Source organism: Caballeronia terrestris (genome assembly GCF_001544515.1).
In the GTDB taxonomy this organism is placed as follows: domain Bacteria; phylum Pseudomonadota; class Gammaproteobacteria; order Burkholderiales; family Burkholderiaceae; genus Caballeronia; species Caballeronia terrestris.
In genome coordinates this window covers 110,156-131,761 of the sequence record NZ_FCOL02000003.1, presented here as the reverse complement: position 1 = coordinate 131,761, position 21,606 = coordinate 110,156, and the positions used below count along the sequence as shown (strand labels likewise).

The window sequence follows — 21,606 nt, the reverse complement described above, 5'->3', positions numbered from 1 at the left end:
CAGCGGCTTTTTCCATACCAACATACGCCATGAGCAAGACAGCACCGCCCGTCGTCGTTGCGGAACCCGACGAATCGATCGCCGCCGAGAAGGAGTTGCAGGCGCGCGTCGCGTGGCACTACTACGTCGGCAACCTGACGCAGCAGGAGATCGCGCAACGCATCGGCAGTAATCGCGTGCGCGTGAATCGCCTGCTCGCGGCGAGCCGCGACTCGGGCCTCGTGCAGATCACGATCAACAGCAAGATCGCGCCGTGCGTCGCGCTCGAAGAGGCGATCGTCAAGCGCTTCGGGCTGGAAGATGCCGTCGTCGTGCCGAGCGGCGCGAACGTCGAGGCGAACATGGCGGCGATCGGCATCGGTGCTGCGAACTGGTTCGCGAAGCAGATAGTTGCAGGGCAAATCATCGGGCTCGGATGGGGCCGCACGATCCGCGCGGTGCTGCGCGCGATGCCGCAGCGCAATTACGGGCAGGTGTCGGCGGTATCGCTGCAGGGCGGCCTCGCGCATTGTCCGAGCATCAACACGTTCGACATCGTCTCGGACTTCGTGAACATCTGCCGCGCGAACGGCTTCATCTTCGCAGCGCCGATCTACGTGAGCAGCCAGAAGGTGCGCGACGTGATCCTGCAGGAGGACACGGTGCGCGAAACCTACGAGCTCGCGCGCCGCGCCGACATGGCGTTGCTGACATGCGGCGATCTCACGGAATCACTCGTGGTGACGTACGGCATCGATAGTCCCGAGCAGTTGAAGACGTTGCAGAAGGCAGGCGCGGTCGGTGACATGCTCGGCCACTTCATGGATGCCGATGGCGAACTGATCGATCATCCGCTTAACCGGCGCACGATCGCGATCACGCTCGACGACCTGCGAAAGATTCAGCGCGTCTTGCTCGTGAGCGGCGGCGCGAAGAAGTTTCATGTGACGCGCGCGGCTTTGCGCGGACGCTATCCGTCGGTGCTCGTCACCGACGAAGACACCGCGCAGCGCCTGTGCGACGAACCTTGAGAACCCAACGATGACGAGTGACAGAAACACGGAATTTGCCGGCAAGACGGTGCTCGTGACCGGCGCGGGGAAGGGCATCGGTCATGCGACCGTGTTGCTGATGGCGGAGCGCGGCGCGCGCGTGATTGCACTGAGCCGCTCGGCGGCGGACCTCGCCGCGCTGAAAGACGAGATCGGCTGCCAGACGGTCTGCGCCGATCTTGCCGATGCCGACGCCGCCCGCGAAGCCGCCCGCTCGGCGCAACCGGTGGACTTGCTCGTGAACTGCGCGGGCATCGCCGAATTGCAACCATTCCTCGATACCACCGCCGACAAGTTCGACCTCACGATGGCCGTCAACGTGCGCGCCGCGCTGATCGTCGCGCAGGAGTGCGCGCGCAGCATGATCGCGCGCGGCGTGAAGGGGTCGATCGTCAACGTGTCGAGCCTCTCCGCGACGGTCGGTTTGCCGATGCATGCGGCATATTGCGCATCGAAGGGCGCGCTCGACGCGATGACGCGCGTGATGGCCGTCGAACTCGGCGCACACGGCATCCGCGTGAATACGGTGAACCCGGTCGTCACCCTCACGCCGATGGCCGAGAAAGCGTGGGGCGACCCCGCCAAATCGCAGCCGATGCTCGCGCGCATTCCCCTTCAGCGTTTCGTGCAGCCGCTGGAAGTGGCGCGCACGATCGCCTACCTGCTCGGCGACGATTCGAGCATGGTCAACGGCGTGAGCCTTGCCGTCGATGGCGGATTCCAGGCGGGCTGAAACCGTCCCTGACTTCATCACCACAACGAGATCACCATGAGCGCAACGAACGACACATCGACGCAGATGACGGCCATCGTCTGCCGTGCCCCGAAGGACTATCGCGTCGAACGCGTCGCGCGTCCGCGTCCCGGGCGCAACGAACTCGTGATCCGGATCGCCGCTTGCGGCATCTGCGCGAGCGATTGCAAATGCTGGTCGGGCGCGAAGATGTTCTGGGGCGGACCGAACCCGTGGGTGAAGGCGCCGGTGATTCCGGGGCATGAATTCTTCGGCTATGTCGAGGAACTGGGCGAGGGCGCGGCCGAACATTTTGGCGTGGACACAGGCGACCGCGTGATCGCCGAGCAGATCGTGCCGTGCGGCAAATGCCGCTATTGCAAATCGGGCCAGTACTGGATGTGCGAAGTCCACAACATCTTCGGCTTCCAGCGTGAAGTGGCGGACGGCGGCATGGCCGAATACATGCGCTTCCCGCCGACCGCCATCGTCCACAAGATTCCCGACGGCATCTCGATCGAAGATGCCGCGATCATCGAGCCGCTCGCCTGTTCGATCCACACAGTCAATCGCGGCGATATCCAGCTCGACGACGTCGTCGTGATCGCGGGCGCGGGGCCGCTCGGACTCATGATGACGCAGGTCGCGCATCTGAAGACGCCGAAGAAACTGGTCGTGATCGACCTCGTCGATGAACGGCTCGAACTCGCGCGCGAATACGGCGCGGACATCACGATCAATCCGAAGAAGGACGACGCGCTCGCGATCATCAAGTCGATTACCGATCAATACGGCTGCGACGTGTATATCGAAACGACCGGTGTGCCCGCGGGCGTATCGCAAGGGCTGGACCTCATCCGCAAGCTCGGGCGCTTCGTCGAGTTCTCGGTGTTCGGCGCGGACACTACGGTCGACTGGTCGATCATCGGCGATCGCAAGGAACTCGACGTACGCGGCGCGCATCTCGGGCCGTATTGCTATCCGATCGCGATCGATCTGCTCGCGCGCGGGCTCGTGACGTCGAAGGGGATCGTGACGCACGGCTTCACGCTGGAAGAGTGGGACGAGGCGATCAAGGTCGCCGATTCGCTCGATTCGATCAAGGTGCTGCTCAAGCCGCGATAGACCTCAGGCGCGCGTAATGGGTTCGCGTGGAGCGTGCTTCTATAATGCACGGGACTCAATTCACGGAACCCACGCAGTGAAACAGACACTCCCTGTCATGCTCGCCTTGCTCGCACTCGCAGGTTGCGGGACCTCGCAAACTGCGGCCGAACGCGAAAGCCGGTTCTCGCGCAACGAAACCTCGCTCGAAGCGGCGCAGCGCCACGCAACGCTCCAGTGCCAGGACGCACAGCAATGCGACTCGGTGTGGAAACTCGCGCAAACCTACGTGCAGCAGCATTCCGATACGCCGATCATTCACGCGGATGCCGTCGCCATCGATACCGATTTGCCGACGCGCGACGGCCGCGTCAGTTTCTCGGCGACGCGCGTGAACAAGGGCAACGGCGCGACGATCGCCCTCTTTGCGCAATGCCGCGACATGTACGGCGCCGAGAAAGCGCGCGGGTCTTCCTACGACGAGTGCTACGAAAAGATTACCTCGACGCAGGACAAGTTCCTCGACTTCGTCCGCCAGGGTTTGCAGCGGAACTGAATCCGAACTGCACATCCCATCACGCTTTTCTCGCGGCAAATGCAAGCCGCGATTCAGGTTTTTCCGCAAGCCGACGTTAACACATGAATTGCTGTGGCTTCGTGTGCGTTTTCGCCGGGCCGTTCAGGTAATACTTGCTGGAGAACGAGCGTGACAACGAAGACCCGATCACGCATGAACAGTTCGCGTGGCCACCCCGCGAAATGCGCTGCCGCCACGACGGGCGGGGCATCGGCGCGCAATCAGCTCTTCCTGTCGTATTTTCTCGACCGATATTCGCGCGGCATTCAGATGCCGCTCGTCTTGCTCGCGATCACCGCGGCCGCCAGCTTTGGCGCCGGGGCGTTCGCGTTCGTCATCGCCCTCTTCGCGTTCGAAGCGGGTCCGATCCAGTGTTACGCGATCGCCGCCGTGACAGGCGCCGCCGCGTTCGCCGTGGCTCAACGGATATTGCGCGCAACACACGGCCGACGCACGGCGGCTTTGGCGCTGAGCGCCGGGCTGCTCGATGCGAACCGCGAATGCCTGAAACTGCTCGACATCGACGGCAAGATGTTGCGTATTTCGGAGTTCGGCGCCGAACTAATGAACGCCACGTCGCCCGACCAGCTCGCTGGAGCAAACTGGCTCGGCTTCTGGACCGGCGCTGACCGCATTGCCTCCGAGGCAGCGTGGGCGGGCGCGCTCGCGGGCCAGCGCACGTCCTTTGCCGGCCAGTGCGCGACGACGACCGGCCGCCCGAAATGGTGGGACTCGCGTCTCATCCCGCTCTCGGGCGCGGACGGGCGCGTCGCGGCCATGCTCTGCGCATCGGTCGATGTCACGCAGCAGAATGAACTGCTCGCCACGCTGCGCACCAAGGACGAACTGATGTCCGAAATGGAAGCACACGTGCGGCTTGTGTTCTATTCGTACAGCGCCGATTTCCGGTACTTCCACTACGTCAGCGCCGGGGTCGAGCGGGTGTTCGGCATCGCGCCGTCGGTGTTGCAGGAGAACCCGTCGGCGTGGCTCGAACTCGTCCTTCCCGACGATCTCGATGCGCTCCGCGACGAGATGGGCCGCATCGTCGCGGAATCGGCGGACGGGCGTATCAAGTACCGCATCCGCCGCACCGACGGTGTCATCCGATGGATTCAGAGCACGGCGTACCCGGTGCGCAACGAGGCCGGCACGGTGGTGCGGATCGTCGGCATCAGCGAGGACGTCACGGCGGAAGAGGAGCGCATTGCGGCGCTCGACCAGCTCGCGTACTCGGATTCGCTGACGGGCCTCGCGAACCGCGGCGCGCTCGTGCGACAGATGGAGGCGCATTGCGAAGAGGGCGCCGCGTTCGGCCTGATGTTCATCGACCTCGACCGCTTCAAGGTCCTGAACGACACGCTCGGACACACGGCCGCCGATCGCTTGCTGAAGGATATCGGCCGAGTCATCACGGAAACGCTTCCCGCCGACGCCTACGTCGCGCGCCTGGGCGGCGACGAGTTCGCCGTATTGATTTGCAGCACCGCCGACAAGGCGCGGCTCGGCTGTCTCGCGCAGACCTTGCTCGACGTGCTTTCGAGCAGCGCGCGCAACGATCACGCGGGCGCGTTCGTGACGGCGTCGATCGGCATCTCGCTCTATCCGGAGCATGGCCTCGACCACGAAGCGCTGCTGACGAGCGCCGACATCGCGATGTACGCGGCGAAGAAGGCGGGTCGCAACGGCTTCCGCTTCGCCGACAAGGACGCGACCGGCACCATCGAGGATTTCGAGCTGGAGCGCGACTTGCCGCAGGCGCTCGCGTCCGGCGAATTTTTGCTGCATTACCAGGGCATTCACGAGCCGGGCTCGGTATCGATGAAGAGCGTCGAGGCGCTGATCCGCTGGATGCATCCCGCGCGCGGCCTGGTCGCGCCGGGCGTGTTCATTCCGATCCTCGAAGAAAGCGGATTCATCGTCGAGCTTGGGGCGTGGGTGATGGACCGCGCGCTCGCGCAACTCGCCGAATGGCGCAGCCGGGGCGCGGACGGGCTGTGCATGTCGGTGAACGTGTCGGCGCGGCAGTTGCGGTGCGACGCGATCGTGACGGTCGTCGACCGCGCGCTGCGCAAGCATGGGCTGCCAGCGCGCTGCCTCGAAATCGAATTGACCGAAAGCGCGCTGATGGAGAATCCGGCGCTCGCGCAGCAAACGCTGACGGGGCTCAAGCGCCTGGGCGTGCGCGTGGCCATCGACGATTTTGGCACCGGCTATTCGAGCCTGCGCTATCTCGCGGATTTCGCGCCGGATACCGTGAAGATCGACCGGTCGTTCACGGCGAAGCTCGCGCGCGATGCCGCGACGCGCACGATCGTGCGAGGCATCGTCGAGATGTCGCACGAGTTGGGGATTCGGGTGACGGCGGAGGGCGTCGAGGAAGAGGAGCAACTCGACATCCTGCGCGAGGCGAAATGCGACTACGTGCAGGGCTACCATCTGAGCCGGCCGGTCGCGCCGCAGGCGCTCGATTTCAGCGGCGTCGCGCGGGCGACGGCGGCGTGAGTCGCGCTACAAGTCTCTGATCACCGCATCCGCGCTGGCTGACTCTTCTAACTGCATAGGAATCGCGTTGCAGCGCCGATTAATTTTTACAATGGAAAGATATCTTGACGGCGGATGGTTTCGAGATCAATATCTTTCCATCGTAAAGATAACGGCGCAGCGAGAAGTCAGAACGAATCGCCGAGCCATCTACAGGAGAAAATCATGTCGGTTCAAGCAATTCTGAGCGGTACGCCGGTTTGGGTCTGGGCACTTCTGGCCTTTTTGATTTCGCGCGGTTTCAAGGCGCTCAAGGGCGGTACGGCGCCGCTTTCGAAGCTCGCGATCGTGCCCGCCGTGTTCGCCGCGTGGGGCATCGTGCATATGCTGCGCGAACCAGCCGCCGGATGGCATACCGGCCTTGCGTGGATCGGTGGCGCGTTGATCGGCATCGCCGCGGGTGCGGGGATCGCGCAGGCCAGCGGGATGACTGTCGATCGCGTGCACCGGACGGTGACGCTGCCGGGCTCGATCGGTCCGCTGGTGCTGATGATCGTCACGTTCGCGTCGAAATTCTGGCTCGGCTTCGAACTGGCGACGACACACGCCGGAGTGGATTCGATGTACGTCGTACTCGACGGCCTGGTGTCGGGCGTTGTCGCCGGGATCTTCGCTGGGCGGTTCCTGATCTACTGGCTCGGGTTTCGTCCGGTCGCTTCCGGGACGCTGTCGAGCGAACGTATCTGAAGTGGCGGATGGCCATCGTGCGAGCGATGGCCATTTTTATCCTTTTGAATTGCAACTAACGGTCTATTCTGCCGACGTCTATAACAAAGTGCGCGTTTTTTTAAATCATTTAGAAAGTCGGCAAGAAAGCGATTGCTTTAATTCCTGATTTCCTCGGCGACAAAAGCGTCTATTCTTGAAACCTGCGGGTTGCCCTTCGGATGTAATAACAAAGCAAATCCCTAACCCCACGCGTATTAATTTATTGTGCGGTGTCGCACTTTCAAATCCACGCGGCCATTGCGCAAGAATTCCAAACCCTACTGCCCTGCAGCATTTTTTCCGCGTAGCATGACCCCGCCGAATCATGCTCGTGAGCATGCCGATGCCTGTAATGGGCATGCTCCCTGACCCGCAGTTGGAACGGAGGAATCTGTGCTGAACGAACCGCTCTCCCATCCCGCTATAAAGAGGTTTCTGCTAGTCGTCGTTTATTTCCTCGTGGCGTCCGCGGCCTTCAACGGCTTTTTCACCAAGTGGCAGTTCCGCGACAACTGGCCGCGCTTCTCGCTCCCCGCGATGCTCGAAGGAACGGCCGAGCGTCCGTTCGTTTACCGTCAACTGTTTCCCGCGATCGTCAATGGCGCGGAGCGTGTGCTGCCTGAGCGCGTGAAAAACCACGTGAATACGTTGTTGTCCGACGACAACAAATATCACCATCCGATCTCATGGATCTATCCGAACGCGACGGACGCCAAGGATCCGAAATACGCGCTGCGTTACTACATGATGTACGCGCTCGCATTCGGCACGCTGTTTTGTGCGCTCTTCGCGATGCGCGCGGTATGTCTTGAGTTCAACCAGAATCGGGTGGGGGCCACGCTCGCGCCGCTTGTGTTCGCTGTGATATTTCCGCTCATTCTCACGGAGGGCGGCTATTTCTACGATATTGCCGAGCTGCTCTTTATGTCCTTGGCGGTGATTCTTGCGATGCGGGGACGCGTTGTGCTGCTGATCATCCTCACTGCATTCGCGACCTGGAACAAGGAGTCGTTCCTCTTCTTCGTGATGGTGCTGTATCCATTCCTGCGCACGCATCTTTCGGTGAAGAAGACGCTGTTGCTTCAAGTGGTGCTGGTTGCGATCGCGGCTGCGATCAACATCGTCATCAAGATGCAGTACACGCAGAATGGCGGGGACGTGGTGCTGTTTCACCTCGCCAACAACTTGCGTCAGCTCGCGCGTCCGGCCACCTACCTACGCTTCGAATACAACTACGGGATCATGACGCCGAAGGCGCTCAACATCGTCAATCTCTTGCTGTTCGCGGTGATCGCGCGTGCGGGCTGGGGCAAGCTGCCGCCGCTCGTCAAGCAATACATGAAGATCGCACTTGTCATCAACGTGCCGTTATACGTGGCGCTCGGCTTCTACGATGAAATACGCGGCTTGAGCATGCTTTACATGGGGCTCTTGATGATGCTTTGCGTGGACATCATCACGTATCTCGAAGCGGGTTTTCGGGTGCCGCAAGCAGGCGCCGAAGCCCATGCGCCGCGACCAACGGAGCGCAGGGACATGCCGGCCCCCGTGCAAGCAATGACGCGTCACTCCGACTAAAGCTCAAGCAAAGCGGCCCGAATGAACGGGCCGCTTTGGCTTTAAATTCATTGCTGCAGATTCGCGTGAAAGAGACGTCCCCAGTTGTAGTCGATCGCCTCGGGCCTTAGCCGATATACGCCCGCACCGGGCGTGAAGGTCAACTCGCCGAAGAAAATCTCATCATCGGGCGCATAGAGATCGACGCGCACGTATTCGAAATTGCGCGCGAGCTTGCCCGCGATTTCCAGCATCGTATCGAGGTGCGCCGGCGGCGTCGCGGGTGTCTTGCTGCGCGGATAGTGGCCGATGGAAATGTCGAGATGGTTCCACTGCGCGTCGTAGAAATCGCCGCGCGGATGCGGCGTAAAGCGATCCGAAATCACGAGCGTATAGAACGTGGTCTTGCCGGAAGGATCGTTGAAGCAATGCACCTTCATGTCGGGCGGAATGTTGCCGCTCGAATCGAGCAGCACTTCTTCGAAGAACACCTTGGGCTCGATGTTCCGATAATGCCTCTCGCGCGCGATGCGATAGAAATCGGTCTTGAGCCATTTCGTCGCGAGGGCAAGCAGTTCTTCGAACGAAGTCTCCGACTTGTCCCTGACGATCTTGACGAAACCGCTTCCGTGATTCGCCTTCATCACGAATGAATTGGGCAACGCGTCGAAGAGTTCCTTGGTGAACGAATCGATGATGGCGATAAGCGGGATCAAGTGCTCCTTGCCGACCGCGCGCTCGACGTACTCGCGTACCGCCAGCTTGTCGGCGAGATCGACATAGCGCGGGTCCGGATGCAGGCAGCGATAAAGAATCTTTTCGTTGAAAGTGGAGGGACGCCTGAGATTCGGAAAGCGGCCGATCTTTTGCCGATGGGAGAAGCTCAGGAAAAGACTGTCGGGCAACAAATCCTTTGCGTTATCGATCAGTCCTTTAAGAAACGACATCGTTGTCCTCCTTATGCGCCGGCTGGTGCGCTCTCGCGCCGCCCGGTCGAAGTTATGCTTGCATGCCATGCGCTGCAACTGTCGTCGGGGAATGCCCGGCGCTTTGTACCTACGCAATCGGCGATTCGTTCGACATTTCCCGCCTTTTGCAGCGGGAAAGACCGCATGGTCGCATATCGACGCGTGATGAGCCATAGACAAGAACTCGCATGTCTTCGCCACGAACTGTCGTAGTTCTTATTCAGCGGCTATGCGTCAGTTAATACGCACGTGCGAATCGGAAAAAAAGCGCTTATGCATTTTCAATTATTCGTCAATTACCGATGGGAATTACGAAAATAAATTCCGATAAGCGGTTTTATCAGCTGAATGAAAGCATGAGTTGCGCCGCGCATTCAGGCGGGCGAGGTTTGCGAAGCAGCTTGCGTACAGTTGAGCGCGAACTCGCGGTGAGCGCAGGCACCTCCGGCGGCGCAAGGTCGAACGCGGGCCGCGCATCGCATGGCATCCATTCGAGCTCGCCCGCGACGAGGCGCTTCGCAAGCAGGCTATAGACATCGGCATCGAATGGATGCGGCTCATTCGATGCAGCGACGAGTGGCGCGATGTCCGGAACCTCCGCGCACGAGCCGAGATAGCACCATCGATCGACGACGTGCCAAGCCATGCGCTGAGTCTCGCCATCGCGCTCGGCGATCGCGATCGCGCCCGCGTGCGGCCAGCGCACGACGCGCGATGAATCGAGCGCTTCACGCACGCGCGCCGAGTGTTCGGCGAGGGTTTCCGCGCCCACGCAAGCGCCCTTGCAGCGACGCACCTGAAAACCGAAGCAGCCTCGCAAACTGCCCAGCGGAATCTTTTCGAGCCCAAGCGTCGCGTGACAAAGACCGTGCTCATCGGCGAGACGACGCAAATGCGCTTGCGCTTTCGCGCGCGACTGATAGATGCCGAAAAGTCCGTCCTCGCGGGAGAAATCGCGCTTCTTCGCGTGGATCAGCACCGGCGCGTGCGCGCCTGGCAGCCATTGCCATGTCCATGCGCCCGTGGCACGCCGCAACAGCCGGTTGTGTACCGGCTGCAGTTCCTTGACGAGTCTGGCTTCGAGTAGCAACGCCCCGAGTTCGCCGATGGTCTCACGCGCTTCGATACGTCTGATCGTCTGCGAGATCGCAAGGTCTTTCGCGAGCCGATGGTCGCCCGAGAAATGGGACATCACGCGTTGCTTTAAATTGATGCTCTTGCCGACGTAAAGCGGCAACTCATCGTCGCTGTAGAAGATATAGACGCCGGGCGTGGACGGCAGCGCATCGAGCGCGCTTTCCGGCAGCGCGGCGGGCAGCGCGGCGCGGCGGATCAACGCGCGAACCGCCGCATCGACGAGTTCCTGCGAGTACAGCTCGTGGATCTTCTGCCAGAACTGCCAAAGCAGATCGGCGTCGGCGAGGGCGCGGTGGCGTCCCTCAGGTGCAAGGCCGAAGCGCGCGATCAGCGAATCGAGGCCGTGGCGCTGCACGGAGGGAAAGAGCGCGCGCGAAAGCCGCACGGTGCAAAGCACGTCGGCGCGAAACGTCAGCCCCGCGCGCCGGAATTCGTTCTTCAGGAAGCCGTAGTCGAACCGCGCGTTGTGCGCGACGAAGAGCTTGCCGCTCAGGCGTTCGATGAGCGCATCGGCTAGCGTGGCGAAAGTGGGCTGTCCGCGCAGCATGGTGTCGTCGATGCCGGTCAGCCTTTCGATGAACGGCGGCACCGGCGTTTCCGGATCGACCAGCACGCTCCAGCGTTCCACGCCCGCGCGGCTCACTTCCACGACGCCGATCTCGGTGATGCGATCAGTCGTCGCGTTGCCGCCGGTCGTCTCGAGATCGACGAACACGATGGGCCGCGCGAGCTGTTCGAGCAGGGCGTCGGCGAGAGAATCGGAAGAGAGGGCGGGGGGCATAATAAAGCAAATTGTAGCGCTCCCTATTGAGCCACATCGCGCGCTTTATCTGCTTAACGAATATGCGTTTCGCTTTTCGTTGGTTGCCGCATTGTGAAGTCGCTTGTAGATTGGACGTTTCATTGCCGCTTTCTCTGCCGTGACGACACTCGCCGATTCGCCCGATCAAATCATCGAGATCCATCCTTTCGACGCGCCGCTCGGCGCCGAAGTGATCGGCCTCGACCTTTCAAAGCCGCTTTCCCCCGACGATTTCACGCGCATCCATCGCGCGCATCTGGATCATCACGTGCTCGTGTTTCGCGACCAGCGGATCACGCCCGAGCAGCACATCGCGTTCAGCAAGCGCTTCGGCCCGCTGCAGATTCACGTGCTGCACCAGTTCGCGCTGAGCGGTCATCCCGAAGTGCTGATCGTGTCGAATATCGTCGAGAACGGCCAGCCGATCGGGCTCGGCGACGCGGGCCATTACTGGCATTCCGACCTTTCGTACAAGGAAAAGCCGAGCCTCGGTTCGCTGTTGCATGCGCAGGAATTGCCGGCTGTCGGCGGCGATACGCTCTTCGCTAACATGCATCTTGCCTGGGACGCGCTGCCTCAGCATCTGCGCGAAGCGGTGGAAGGGCGGCGCGCCGAGCACACGTACCTCGCGAAATATGCCGAACTTCAAAAGCGCAGCCCGTGGCGGCCCAATCTGTCGGCGGAGCAGATCGCGCAAGTGAAACCCGTCGTGCATCCGATCGTGCGCACGCATCCGGAGACGGGACGCAAGGCGCTCTTCGTGAGCGAGCACTTCACGACGCGCGTCGTCGATATGCCCGAGGACGAAAGCAACGCGCTCCTCGCGGAACTCTTCGCGCACAGTGTGCGGCCGGAGTTCATCTATCGCCATCGATGGGCCGAGCACGATCTCGTGTTCTGGGACAACCGCTCGCTGATGCACCTCGCGGCCGGCACGCCCGATGAAGAGCGCCGCAGACTCTATCGCACGACCATCGAAGGCGACCTGCCTTTCTGAAGACGCTTTCAAAAACACATACAACGGGGTTTCAATGCAGTTCCTGCTACAACGTTTTTCGCGCCGCGCGGTCGCGGCGTGCGTATCGCTGACGATCGGCGCCGCGTCACTTACGGCTGCTTCGACGGTACATGCAGAAGGCACGATCCGTGTCGCGGAGCAATTCGGTGTCGTGTACCTGCTGCTCAACGTGGCGCGCGACCAGCAGTTCATCGAGAAGGAAGGCAAGAAGCAAGGGCTCGATATCAAGGTCGACTGGACCAAGCTCTCCGGCGGCGCGACGATCAACGATGCGCTGCTGTCCGGTTCAATCGATATCGCGGGCGCGGGCGTCGGTCCGTTGCTGACGATCTGGGATCGCACGCATGGACGGCAGAACGTGAAGGGCGTCGCGTCGCTCGGCAACGTGCCGTACTACCTCGTCTCGAACAATCCGAACGTTAAGACGATCGCCGACTTTACCGAGAAGGACCGCATCGCGTTGCCGGCGGTCGGTGTGTCGGTGCAATCGCGCGTGCTGCAATACGCGGCCGCGAAGCAGTGGGGCGACAAGCAGTTCGACCGCCTCGACAAGCTCACGCAAGCGATGCCGCATCCCGACGCAGCCGCGGCCGTCATCGCGGGCGGCACGGAAATCAACGCGCATTTCGGCACGCCGCCGTTTCAGCAGCAGGAACTCGCGGGCAATCCGAAGGCGCACATCGTGCTGAATTCATACGACATGCTCGGCGGGCCGAGTTCCGCAACGGTGCTCTACGCCACCGAGAAATTCCGCAACGAAAACCCGAAGACGTATCGCGCATTCGTCGATGCGCTCTCGGATGCCGCTAGCTTCGTCACGCAAAATCCCGATGCTGCGGCCGACATCTACATCCGCGTGAACAACGCGAAGATCGACCGCAATCTGCTGTTGAAGATCATCAAGGACCCGGCCGTGCAGTTCAAGGTCGCGCCGCAGAACACGTTCGCGCTCGCGCAGTTCATGCACCGCGTCGGGGCGATCAAGAACGAGCCGAAGTCGTGGCAGGACTACTTTTTCAACGATCCCGCGACGCGTAACGGCAGCTAGCCTTGCGGATCGCTGGCGCATGAGCGGACGAACCGCCGCTTATGCGTCATGCTGTTTTCGATATGCGCAATGATTGGTTCGCTTGACCGCCGCGCGACGCTATCGTTGGGTTTTGCCGATGAGTCCAACGAGCATGGCCGCCATTCCTACCGCGCTCTATCCCGTCCCCGCACAGGCTGAAAAGGCCGAAACGCCGCCTGAGCGCGTGCCCGCCGCGAGCGAAAAGCTGCTCGCCGCGAAAAACGTCACGCTGGAATATCGCACTCGCGAACGCATCGTGCGCGCCACGCACGACGTCAGCTTCGATGTCTACGACGGCGACCGCTTCGTGCTGCTCGGTCCGTCCGGCTGCGGCAAGTCCACGCTTTTGAAAGCGGTGGCCGGTTTCATCGAACCGGTTGCGGGCAGCATCGAAATTGATGGCGAAGTCGTGCGCGGACCGGGCGCCGACCGCATCGTCGTGTTCCAGGAATTCGATCAACTGCCGCCGTGGAAAACGGTGCTGCAGAACGTGGCGTTTCCGTTGCGCGTCGCGCGCAAGATGGGGCGCGCGGAAGCACGCGAACGGGCGCTGCATTATCTCGACAAGGTCGGTCTCGCGCGTTTCGCCGATGCCTATCCGCACACGCTTTCGGGCGGCATGAAGCAGCGCGTGGCGATCGCCCGCGCGCTCGCGATGCAGCCGCGTGTGCTCCTGATGGACGAACCGTTCGCCGCACTCGATGCGCTCACGCGGCGCCGCATGCAGGAAGAACTACTTCGTCTCTGGGACGAAGCGAAGCTCACGCTGCTTTTCGTTACGCATTCGATCGAGGAAGCGCTGATCGTCGGTAACCGCATTCTGCTGCTGACGCCGCATCCGGGCCGCGTGCGAGCCGAAATCAACAGCCATCAATACACCCAGGACAGCACCGGGCGCTACGAATTTCAGCAGAGCGTCGCACGCATTCATCGGCTGCTGTTCGAAGAGGAGATCGCGCAATGAGCACGCCACATTGGACCGCGCCGCCCGTGCGTGCCGAATACGAAGTCGAGCCGACGGCGCTGCCCGACGTCGCGCACGAAGCGCCTCTGCCCTTCGCGCGACGTCTCGCCGATCAGACGTGGCTGCGCAAGACCGCTATCGCCATCGTGCTGATCGCGATCTGGGAAGTCGCGGCGCGCGCGCTCGGGAACGACCTGTTGCTGCCCACGTTCAGCGCGACGTTCGTCGCTTTTGTGCAGGGCGTGGCATCGGGCGAACTCATACAAAAGACGGCTATTTCGATGTCGGTGCTATTGCGCGGCTATCTGCTCGGCGTCGTGCTCGCGTTCGCGCTCACGTCGCTCGCGGTGTCGACGCGCCTCGGTCGCGATCTGCTTTCGATGCTCACGGCGATGTTCAATCCGCTGCCGTCGATCGCGCTCTTGCCGCTTGCGTTGCTGTGGTTCGGGCTCGGTACGGGAAGCCTGTTGTTCGTGCTCGTGCATTCGGTGCTGTGGCCGCTCGCGCTCAACACGTATTCCGGCTTTCAGGCCGTGCCCGCGACGCTGCGCATGACCGGACGCAACTACGGTCTCACGGGCCTCAAACATGTGCTGCTGATTCTTGTGCCCGCCGCGCTGCCCTCGATCCTCGCGGGCCTGCGAGTGGGCTGGGCCTTCGCATGGCGCACGCTGATCGCAGCCGAGCTCGTGTTCGGCGCGAGTTCGGGCAAGGGCGGGCTCGGCTGGTACATCTTCCAGAACCGTAACGAGCTTTATACGGATCGCGTGTTCGCGGGGCTCGCGACGGTCATCGTGATCGGGCTTGCGGTCGAGCATCTCGTCTTCGATACGTTCGAACGCGTCACCGTGCGGCGCTGGGGCGTGCAGCATTAAGTCGAGATTCGCCGCCAGCTATCGATATGCCTATCGATTGGTTGGGGTGAGCACCGCATTGCCTTAAGGTCGAAGGTCGCCGCATATCGGAGAAGTACATCGCATGATCAAGGCCTCGTTGCGTTTCGTATGGCTCGCCGTTCTCGCGGTAGTTGCAGTGCAGGCGCAGGCCGAGGGCACGGTAAAAATCGTCGATCAATACGGCATCGGTTCGCTGCTGCTCAAGGTCGTGAAGGACCAGAAGCTGATCGAGAAGCACGGCGCCAAGGAAGGCCTGCCCATCGACGTGCAATGGAACACGCTCTCAGGCGGCGCGGCGGTCAACGATACGCTGCTCTCCGGTGCCGCCGACGTCGCGACGATCGGTATCGGCCCGTTGCTCACGATCTGGGACCGCACGCGCGACCGCCAGGACTTCCGCGCGATCGCCGCGCTTGGTGCTGTGCCGGTCTATCTCGTGTCGAACAATCCGCGTATCAAAAACATCAAGGATATCGGCGAGCAGGACCGCATCGCGGTCGTGTCGGTGGCGGTATCGCAGCAGGGACGGCTCTTGCAGATGGCTTCGGCGAAGGCGTACGGTGATGCCGAATATGCGCGCCTCGATAGGCTCGAAGTCAGCATGCCGCACGCCGATGCAACCACGGCGATGCTCGCGGGCAGTTCGCTCATCGACCTGCACTTCTCCAACGCGCCCTATCAGTATCAGGAACTGGAGAACCCGAAGATCCACAAGGTACTGAGTTCGATCGATATCCTCGGCGGACCGTCGACGGGCAGCGTCGCGGCTGCATCAGCAAAGTGGCGCAGCGACAATCCGAAGACCTACGCAGCAGTGCGCGCGGCGCTTGCGGACGCAGCGAAACTCGTCGAGACCGACAGGGCGCAGGCCGCCGCCATCTATATCCGGCAGGACGGTTCGAAACTCTCCCCCGCGTTTGTCGAGAAGATCCTGGGCGATAGCGAAGTGAGCTTTAGCACCGTCCCGCAAAACACCTTGCAGCTAGGCACTTTTCTGCACAAGGTCGGCGTGATCCGTCACGAGCCGAAATCGTGGCGCGATTATTTTTTCAACGATGACCCGTCGCTGAAGGGAAGCTGATCGTCCCGTATGCGTCAAGGTCCAAGGAGACTCGCAGTGAACGCAGCCGTTTTGTCGAACGATGAAGTGATTCAGGTCAGCCCGCTGTCCGCGCATATCGGCGCAGAAATCGGCGGGGTGGATCTCACGCGGCCGCTGAGCGTAGAGCAGGTGGCGGCGATCCGCGCGACGTTGCTCAAATGGCGCGTCGTGTTCTTTCGCGAGCAGTTCCTGAGTCACGAGCAGCATGTCGCGTTCTCGGCGCAGTTCGGCGAATTGACCGTGGGGCATCCGGTCTTCGGACACGTCGAGGGCCACCCGGAGATCTATTCAATCTCGAAGTTCAGGAAGGCGACGCGCTTCGAAGGGCAGGCGCTGTTGCGGCCGTGGACCGGCTGGCACACCGACGTAACCGCCGCCGTGAATCCGCCGTTCGCATCGATACTGCGCGGCGTCACGATCCCGCCCTACGGCGGCGATACGCACTGGACCAACCTCGTCATTGCGTATGAAAAGCTGTCGGCGCCGCTGCGGCAGTTCGTCGATGGCTTGCGTGGCGTGCATCGCTTCGCGCCGCCACCCGGCGCGCGCGGCACGGGTGCGTTCGCGCAGGCGGTCGAAGAGCGCGCGCTCGTCGCCGAGCATCCGCTCGTGCGCGTGCATCCCGAGACGGGCGAGCGCGCGCTGTACGTAAGCCCCGGCTTCCTGAAACACATCGCGGACGTGACGCCGCGCGAAAGTCAGGTGCTGCTCGAATTGCTGTGGGAGCACGTGACGCGGCCGGAATTCACCGTCCGGTTCAAATGGGAGGCGGGCAGCGTCGCGTTCTGGGACAACCGTTCCACCGCGCATCTTGCACCAACCGATATCTTCGATCTCGACTTCGATCGCCAGCTCTATCGCACGACGCTCGTGGGCGACGTGCCCGTCGGGCCGGATGGACGCCCTTCGGTTGCGATCGAAGGATCGCCGGTTGGGGCTGCTGCGGCGATCGCGCTGAACTGAACAGAACAGAACTGAACAGAACTGAACTGAACTGCGCCGGCGAGCATCAACGCTTCTCGACTTCGAGCGCCTTCGCGTAGCCGGTGAGTTCGAGATAGCCGCGTCCGCTCTTGTCGGTGGCATCGGCTGCGCCTGAAAGGGTGACCGCGCCTTCCCAATAGAGCGCGCCGGTCGAGTCGCGCGAGTCGAGTTCCTGATCGTCGATGAGCGGCGTGAGACGCCAATGCAACGCGCCGACGCGTACGTTCATCGCGACCGGATACGTCGTGTCCGTGCGCGGCGAGCGCCACTGGCGCTCGGGCGTGAAGTCCACTTCGCCAGGGCCGTATTGCGTCGTGCGTCCGTCGCGATCTCGCAGCGCGGCGTGCGCCCACACCGCGCGGCCATCGCGGGCGCGCACCTTGAAGGCCATCAGCGCGGAGCCGTCGTCGAGATTCGCGCCGAGCCAGTCCCAGCCAGCGGCATCGGCGGAAAGCAGCGTGCTCGACCATTCGTGATCGAGCCACGCGCTCCCCGTGACCGGGACGCTTTTGCCTGAAGGCCGCGTGACGCTGCCGCTTACTTTCAGTTGCGGCTCGCTGTAGTAGTAGCTCGCCTGCTGCGGCAGCGGTCCTTTGCGTGAGTAGCCGAGTTCGCCTTGCAGCATCGGCGTTTGCGTTGGCGTGAAGGTCAGGTGCAGCGCGAAGCCGGCGGCATCGGCGGTCACTTCGTAGCGGCCGTCCGCGTTGCGCACCATTCGCCACGCGTCGAGCCTGACGTCGGTGTTGCCGGCCTTCGAGTAAGCAAGCCCGAAACCCTGCCGCGCGATACGCTGATCGTGGACGAGCCGTCCATACGCCGGATCGCTCAACGCCGCATGCGCGATGATCAGTTGCGCGGGCGTGAACTCGCTGGGGTTCGCGCCGCCTTTGCCCGTATTCGATCGAAAGAACGTGATCTGAAAACCGAGCGGCTTCTTGTCCGGCGTCTCCAGCCAGCCGGTTGCGTACCACCACTCGGTGCGATAGTCCGGATGCGCGCCGGTGTCTTGTGGCAGGACCACCGCGCGATTCGGCACGACCTCGGCAAAATCGGCGGCAAGCGTTGTCATCGAGAAAAACGCGATCGACAGCACTAAAAAAGCCCGCATCACCAGTCCTCCCTCACGGCGCGCACGGCATCGACCGATACGGCGCGCCGCCCCGCCATCACGGCCGTCGCGCACGATGAAGCCAGCATTACGCAGCCGATCACCGCGATCAGCCTCCACGGCACATGCAGCGACATGCTCCAGTGAAACGACTGCGGATTGACGACGAACACGAGGATCAGGCTGATCGCGAAGCCGAGCACGCAGCCCATCGCGATGCCGACCACCGTTAGCAAGCCGCCCTCGGCAGCGAGCAGCGCCAGGACCTGCCGCCGCGTCACGCCGACATGCCGCAGCATCCCGAACTCGCGCGATCGCGCAAGTGTCTGCACGGAAAACGTCGCGGCGACGCCGAACAGGCCGATGACGATCGCGACCGCTTCCAGCAGGTACGTCACGGCGAAACTGCGATCGAAGATGGTCAGCGTGCGCGCGCGGATGTCGCCGGGCTGCGCGAATTCGAGGGCATCGCCGAAGGGGAGTTTTTTCATCGCGTCGATGACCTGCGATGCGGACGCACCCGCGTTGAGCGTCACGCCCGCATCGGTCGCGCTCGTGTCGTGTGTGAGACGACGGTAGTCGACAAGGCGAATCTGCAGCGCGCCCGTCTGCCGCACGTAGTCGCGCCAGATGCCGGCGACGACGAAGCGCTCGCCCGCGCCGCCGATCGGCAACGAAAGCCGCTGTCCGGCGCGATACCCGTACAGATCGACCATCGCCTCCGATGCCCACACCGGCGTCTCGCCCGCCTGCCACGCCGACGGCGGCAACACCGCGCCGGTGAGTTGCAGATGCGCGCCGGGATCGGCGGCATCGATTTCGCGCGCGAGCAGCGCGACGGGGGGCTTGGACGCATCGAGCGTCAGTTGCGACGTGCGCGCGAACGCTGCGTGCGCGACGCCGCCTGCGGATGCAAGCAGCGTCTGCTGGTCGGGACGCAGCCCGCCTGTGTCGCCGCTCGATGCCATGCGCACGTACAGGTCGGCGGAGAGCAGATGCGCTAGCCAGTCCTCGACCGAGACGCGAAAGCTCGCCACCATGATCGCCATCGCGACGATCAGCGTAAAGCTCGAGAGCACGCCGCCCATCGCGATCGATGCTTGTCCGGGCGCGTTCGCGAGCCGCGCGAGCGCGAGCGTGACGACCGCGCTAGTACGCCGCCTCGCATACCACAAGCTCAACGTTCGAAACACGATCGCGGTCAGGCGCGGCATCAGCGCGATCCCACCGACGAGCAGTAGCGCAACGGCCAGATAGCCGCCGATAGGCGCGTCGAAGACCGGCGGCGCCTGCGTCAGCGCCGCGCCGAGCGCGAGACATGCCAAAGCGGGCCACGGTGCCGAGAGCGGCGCGAGCGCGGCCTCCTCGCTGCCCGCTTTCAGCGCGGGCGCGGGCCGGGCGCGCGCCGCTTCGAGCGCGGGAACGAGCGTCCCGAGCAACGCCACGCCGATGCCAAGCGCAAGAAACACAGCGCTCGCCACCGGTTCGAAACCGACGCGCGGCTGCACGCCAGGGAAATAGCCGCCGCCCAGATCGCTGCCGAAATAGCGCAGCGCGAGCGCCGCCACCGCGTACCCGAGCGCGATGCCAAGCACGGCCCCCGCGACGCCGAGCAGCGCGCCTTCGAACATGATCTGCCGCACGAGCAGCGCGCGCGTCATGCCGAGCACGCGCAACATCGCGAACTGCGCGCGGCGCCGCACGACGCCCGACGCCTGCGTCGAAAACACGAGGAACGCGCCGGTGAAGAGCGCCACGAGCGCGAGCACGTTCATGTTGATCCGGTAAGCGCGAGAGAGCCGGTCGGTGCGGCTTTCGACATCGCGCGTCTCGGTCACGACGAAGCGGCCGCCGAGTTCCTGCTGCAACGCGCGGCGGAACGCTTCGCGATCGACGCCGCGTGCGAGTTGCAGATCGACGCGCGAGAGCTTGCCTGTCATACCGAAGCGCCATTGCAGGGCGGCGATGTCCATCACCGCGATGCGCTGCCCCGGCAATGCGCGCACGATGCCGCCCGCCACGCGCAGCCGCACGGGCGACGTGCCGCTCAGCAGCGTAACGTTCCCGCCGATGCCTGCGCCGAGCCATTGCTGCGCGGCGGGCGAAAGGAAGAGGGCGTCGTCGGCGAGGGCATCGAAGGGCGCTTGCGGCGACGGCACGCCGGTCAGGTCGGGCGCGATTTGCTTCGCGCGGAACACGTCGACGCCGAGCACTTTCAGCGGCGCATTGTGCTTCGGCACGGAGGCATCGACTTCGAGCACGGGGCTCGCGAGCGCGACGCCCGCGCGCGTCGCGAGGCGGGGATAAACGATTTCGTCGATGAAGGGCTGCGCGCCGCGCACCTGCAAGTCCGCTTGTCCCGAGAGGCTCCGCGCCGCCGCGGAAAACTCGTTGAACGCAGCGCTGTTGATGAGTTGCACCGCATAGCCGAGCCCGACGCCGAGCGCGATCGTCGCGATGGCGACGAGCGCGCGTCCCCGATGACTGCGCCATTGCGCGCGCAACAGCCAGCGGGTGAGCGTGCGATGCGCGGCGGCGAGTGGCGTCATCGGTCGCGCGACGCGTTGAACGACGCGAGCGATTCCGCCGCGTGCAGCGCGCCGTCGCTCAGGATCAGCACGCGGTCCGCGAACGCCGCCGCCGCTTCGGAATGCGTGACCATCATCGTTGCGGCGCCTGTTGCCTTCGTTTCTTCTCTGAGGAGCGCAAGGACTTCGTGGGCGGTATGCGGGTCGAGGTTGCCGGTGGGTTCATCGGCCAGCAAAAGGCGCGGACGGTGCACGAGCGCCCGCGCAATCGCCACGCGCTGCAACTCGCCGCCGGAAAGCTGGCGCGGCAGGTCGTCGCCGCGCCCGTCCAAGCCGACTGCGGCGAGCATCGCGAGCGCGGAGGCGGGCGGCATGCCGTTCAAGAGCAGCGGTACCGCTACGTTCTGTGCGAGCGTCAGATGTGGAAGGACGTGGAACGCCTGGAACACGAAGCCGAGTTTTTGACGGCGCAGGCGTGTAGCGGCGTCGTCGTTCAGGCGCGAGATCGGTGCGCCGTCGATCAGCACTTCGCCGCTGTCGGCGCTTTCGAGGCCGGCGATCAGGTTCAGCAGCGTTGATTTGCCAACGCCCGAGTCGCCCATGATCGCGACGAATTCGCCCGCACCGAGTGCGAAGTCGAGGCCGTCAAGCACGACGCGTCCGCTGCCGTAGGCCTTGCTCAGGCGGCGGCATTCGAGGGCGGGGAAGGCGTCGGTATCGGCAGGGCGCATGGGTTTTTAAGCCTGGACAGTGGCAAGGAAGGGCGCAAGCATTGT

At 63.2% G+C, this 21,606-nt stretch carries 18 protein-coding genes; 13 read left to right on the top strand and 5 right to left on the bottom strand.

What is annotated here, in order from left to right; all coding sequences use genetic code 11:
* The first annotated feature begins 29 nt into the window (after positions 1 to 29).
* From AWB67_RS03855 to AWB67_RS03825, 7 genes are all read left to right on the top strand, one after another.
* Complete coding sequence (locus tag AWB67_RS03855; protein WP_087654909.1) at positions 30 to 1,010, top strand: sugar-binding transcriptional regulator; 981 nt, start codon at positions 30 to 32, stop codon at positions 1,008 to 1,010.
* A 10-nt stretch (positions 1,011 to 1,020) separates the two neighbouring features.
* Positions 1,021 to 1,764 carry an SDR family oxidoreductase gene (locus tag AWB67_RS03850; RefSeq protein WP_087654908.1) on the top strand — a complete coding sequence of 248 codons (744 nt, stop codon included), beginning with the start codon at positions 1,021 to 1,023 and terminating at the stop codon, positions 1,762 to 1,764.
* Positions 1,765 to 1,800: 36 nt separating this feature from the next.
* On the top strand, positions 1,801 to 2,889 hold the full coding sequence (locus AWB67_RS03845) for an alcohol dehydrogenase catalytic domain-containing protein (RefSeq protein WP_087654907.1): 1,089 nt from the start codon (positions 1,801 to 1,803) through the stop codon (positions 2,887 to 2,889).
* A gap of 76 nt (positions 2,890 to 2,965) precedes the next feature.
* Positions 2,966 to 3,424, top strand: coding sequence for a hypothetical protein (locus AWB67_RS03840; protein WP_200822162.1), 459 nt, complete (start codon positions 2,966 to 2,968; stop codon positions 3,422 to 3,424).
* A gap of 174 nt (positions 3,425 to 3,598) precedes the next feature.
* Complete coding sequence (locus AWB67_RS03835; RefSeq protein WP_087654905.1) at positions 3,599 to 5,950, top strand: putative bifunctional diguanylate cyclase/phosphodiesterase; 2,352 nt, start codon at positions 3,599 to 3,601, stop codon at positions 5,948 to 5,950.
* A 204-nt stretch (positions 5,951 to 6,154) separates the two neighbouring features.
* The gene (locus AWB67_RS03830; protein ID WP_087654904.1) at positions 6,155 to 6,676 is read left to right on the top strand and encodes a DUF6622 family protein; all 522 of its coding nucleotides are present in this window, start codon (positions 6,155 to 6,157) and stop codon (positions 6,674 to 6,676) included.
* Positions 6,677 to 7,090: 414 nt separating this feature from the next.
* Positions 7,091 to 8,275 (top strand): hypothetical protein, encoded by a 1,185-nt coding sequence (locus AWB67_RS03825; protein ID WP_087654903.1) that lies wholly within the window; start codon positions 7,091 to 7,093, stop codon positions 8,273 to 8,275.
* A gap of 47 nt (positions 8,276 to 8,322) precedes the next feature.
* On the opposite strand, the gene AWB67_RS03820 is transcribed toward AWB67_RS03825, so the two are convergent.
* Both AWB67_RS03820 and AWB67_RS03815 read right to left on the bottom strand, forming a co-directional pair.
* The gene (locus AWB67_RS03820) at positions 8,323 to 9,201 is read right to left on the bottom strand and encodes an ATP-grasp fold amidoligase family protein (protein WP_087654902.1); all 879 of its coding nucleotides are present in this window, start codon (positions 9,199 to 9,201) and stop codon (positions 8,323 to 8,325) included.
* Positions 9,202 to 9,562: 361 nt separating this feature from the next.
* Positions 9,563 to 11,140, bottom strand: coding sequence for a 3'-5' exonuclease family protein (locus tag AWB67_RS03815; RefSeq protein WP_087654901.1), 1,578 nt, complete (start codon positions 11,138 to 11,140; stop codon positions 9,563 to 9,565).
* A gap of 139 nt (positions 11,141 to 11,279) precedes the next feature.
* Here AWB67_RS03815 and AWB67_RS03810 point away from each other — a divergent pair, with 139 nt between their 5' ends.
* The 6 genes from AWB67_RS03810 (at position 11,280) to AWB67_RS03785 (ending at position 17,173) form a co-directional block, all read left to right on the top strand.
* Positions 11,280 to 12,158: a TauD/TfdA dioxygenase family protein gene (locus tag AWB67_RS03810; protein ID WP_125477541.1), complete on the top strand. Its 879-nt coding sequence runs from the start codon at positions 11,280 to 11,282 to the stop codon at positions 12,156 to 12,158.
* A gap of 34 nt (positions 12,159 to 12,192) precedes the next feature.
* Entirely contained in the window at positions 12,193 to 13,227 is a 1,035-nt protein-coding gene (locus tag AWB67_RS03805) for an ABC transporter substrate-binding protein (RefSeq protein ID WP_087654900.1), read from the top strand.
* A 133-nt stretch (positions 13,228 to 13,360) separates the two neighbouring features.
* Positions 13,361 to 14,212, top strand: coding sequence for an ABC transporter ATP-binding protein (locus tag AWB67_RS03800; RefSeq protein WP_087654899.1), 852 nt, complete (start codon positions 13,361 to 13,363; stop codon positions 14,210 to 14,212).
* Positions 14,209 to 15,087, top strand: a complete 879-nt coding sequence (locus AWB67_RS03795; RefSeq protein ID WP_087654898.1) for an ABC transporter permease — start codon at positions 14,209 to 14,211, stop codon at positions 15,085 to 15,087. Before AWB67_RS03800 ends, AWB67_RS03795 begins: the two co-directional genes overlap by 4 nt.
* Before the next feature lie 103 nt (positions 15,088 to 15,190).
* Positions 15,191 to 16,189 carry an ABC transporter substrate-binding protein gene (locus AWB67_RS03790; protein WP_087654897.1) on the top strand — a complete coding sequence of 333 codons (999 nt, stop codon included), beginning with the start codon at positions 15,191 to 15,193 and terminating at the stop codon, positions 16,187 to 16,189.
* A gap of 36 nt (positions 16,190 to 16,225) precedes the next feature.
* A complete protein-coding gene (locus AWB67_RS03785; RefSeq protein WP_235025023.1) occupies positions 16,226 to 17,173 on the top strand; it encodes a TauD/TfdA dioxygenase family protein in 948 nt (315 codons plus the stop codon).
* A gap of 46 nt (positions 17,174 to 17,219) precedes the next feature.
* Here AWB67_RS03785 and AWB67_RS03780 read toward each other — a convergent pair whose 3' ends face one another.
* Genes AWB67_RS03780 through AWB67_RS03770 form a run of 3 tightly spaced genes read right to left on the bottom strand, consistent with a single transcriptional unit; the run spans position 17,220 to position 21,561 of the window.
* Positions 17,220 to 18,302: a lipocalin-like domain-containing protein gene (locus tag AWB67_RS03780; protein ID WP_087654895.1), complete on the bottom strand. Its 1,083-nt coding sequence runs from the start codon at positions 18,300 to 18,302 to the stop codon at positions 17,220 to 17,222.
* Entirely contained in the window at positions 18,302 to 20,851 is a 2,550-nt protein-coding gene (locus AWB67_RS03775) for an FtsX-like permease family protein (RefSeq protein ID WP_087654894.1), read from the bottom strand. The genes AWB67_RS03780 and AWB67_RS03775 overlap by 1 nt, the downstream gene beginning before the upstream one ends.
* Complete coding sequence (locus tag AWB67_RS03770; protein WP_087654893.1) at positions 20,848 to 21,561, bottom strand: ABC transporter ATP-binding protein; 714 nt, start codon at positions 21,559 to 21,561, stop codon at positions 20,848 to 20,850. Before AWB67_RS03770 ends, AWB67_RS03775 begins: the two co-directional genes overlap by 4 nt.
* Positions 21,562 to 21,606: the final 45 nt, after the last annotated feature.

What these genes read in the sequence shown, in the direction of transcription:
- AWB67_RS03780 (WP_087654895.1), bottom strand. Translation starts at nt 18,302, where the DNA reads ATGCGGGCTTTTTTAGTGCTGTCGATCGCGTTTTTCTCGATGACAACG.
- AWB67_RS03800 (WP_087654899.1), top strand. Translation starts at nt 13,361, where the DNA reads ATGGCCGCCATTCCTACCGCGCTCTATCCCGTCCCCGCACAGGCTGAA.
- AWB67_RS03835 (WP_087654905.1), top strand. Translation starts at nt 3,599, where the DNA reads ATGAACAGTTCGCGTGGCCACCCCGCGAAATGCGCTGCCGCCACGACG.
- AWB67_RS03815 (WP_087654901.1), bottom strand. Translation starts at nt 11,140, where the DNA reads ATGCCCCCCGCCCTCTCTTCCGATTCTCTCGCCGACGCCCTGCTCGAA.
- AWB67_RS03855 (WP_087654909.1), top strand. Translation starts at nt 30, where the DNA reads ATGAGCAAGACAGCACCGCCCGTCGTCGTTGCGGAACCCGACGAATCG.
- AWB67_RS03820 (WP_087654902.1), bottom strand. Translation starts at nt 9,201, where the DNA reads ATGTCGTTTCTTAAAGGACTGATCGATAACGCAAAGGATTTGTTGCCC.
- AWB67_RS03790 (WP_087654897.1), top strand. Translation starts at nt 15,191, where the DNA reads ATGATCAAGGCCTCGTTGCGTTTCGTATGGCTCGCCGTTCTCGCGGTA.
- AWB67_RS03805 (WP_087654900.1), top strand. Translation starts at nt 12,193, where the DNA reads ATGCAGTTCCTGCTACAACGTTTTTCGCGCCGCGCGGTCGCGGCGTGC.
- AWB67_RS03795 (WP_087654898.1), top strand. Translation starts at nt 14,209, where the DNA reads ATGAGCACGCCACATTGGACCGCGCCGCCCGTGCGTGCCGAATACGAA.
- AWB67_RS03770 (WP_087654893.1), bottom strand. Translation starts at nt 21,561, where the DNA reads ATGCGCCCTGCCGATACCGACGCCTTCCCCGCCCTCGAATGCCGCCGC.
- AWB67_RS03830 (WP_087654904.1), top strand. Translation starts at nt 6,155, where the DNA reads ATGTCGGTTCAAGCAATTCTGAGCGGTACGCCGGTTTGGGTCTGGGCA.
- AWB67_RS03775 (WP_087654894.1), bottom strand. Translation starts at nt 20,851, where the DNA reads ATGACGCCACTCGCCGCCGCGCATCGCACGCTCACCCGCTGGCTGTTG.
- AWB67_RS03850 (WP_087654908.1), top strand. Translation starts at nt 1,021, where the DNA reads ATGACGAGTGACAGAAACACGGAATTTGCCGGCAAGACGGTGCTCGTG.
- AWB67_RS03845 (WP_087654907.1), top strand. Translation starts at nt 1,801, where the DNA reads ATGAGCGCAACGAACGACACATCGACGCAGATGACGGCCATCGTCTGC.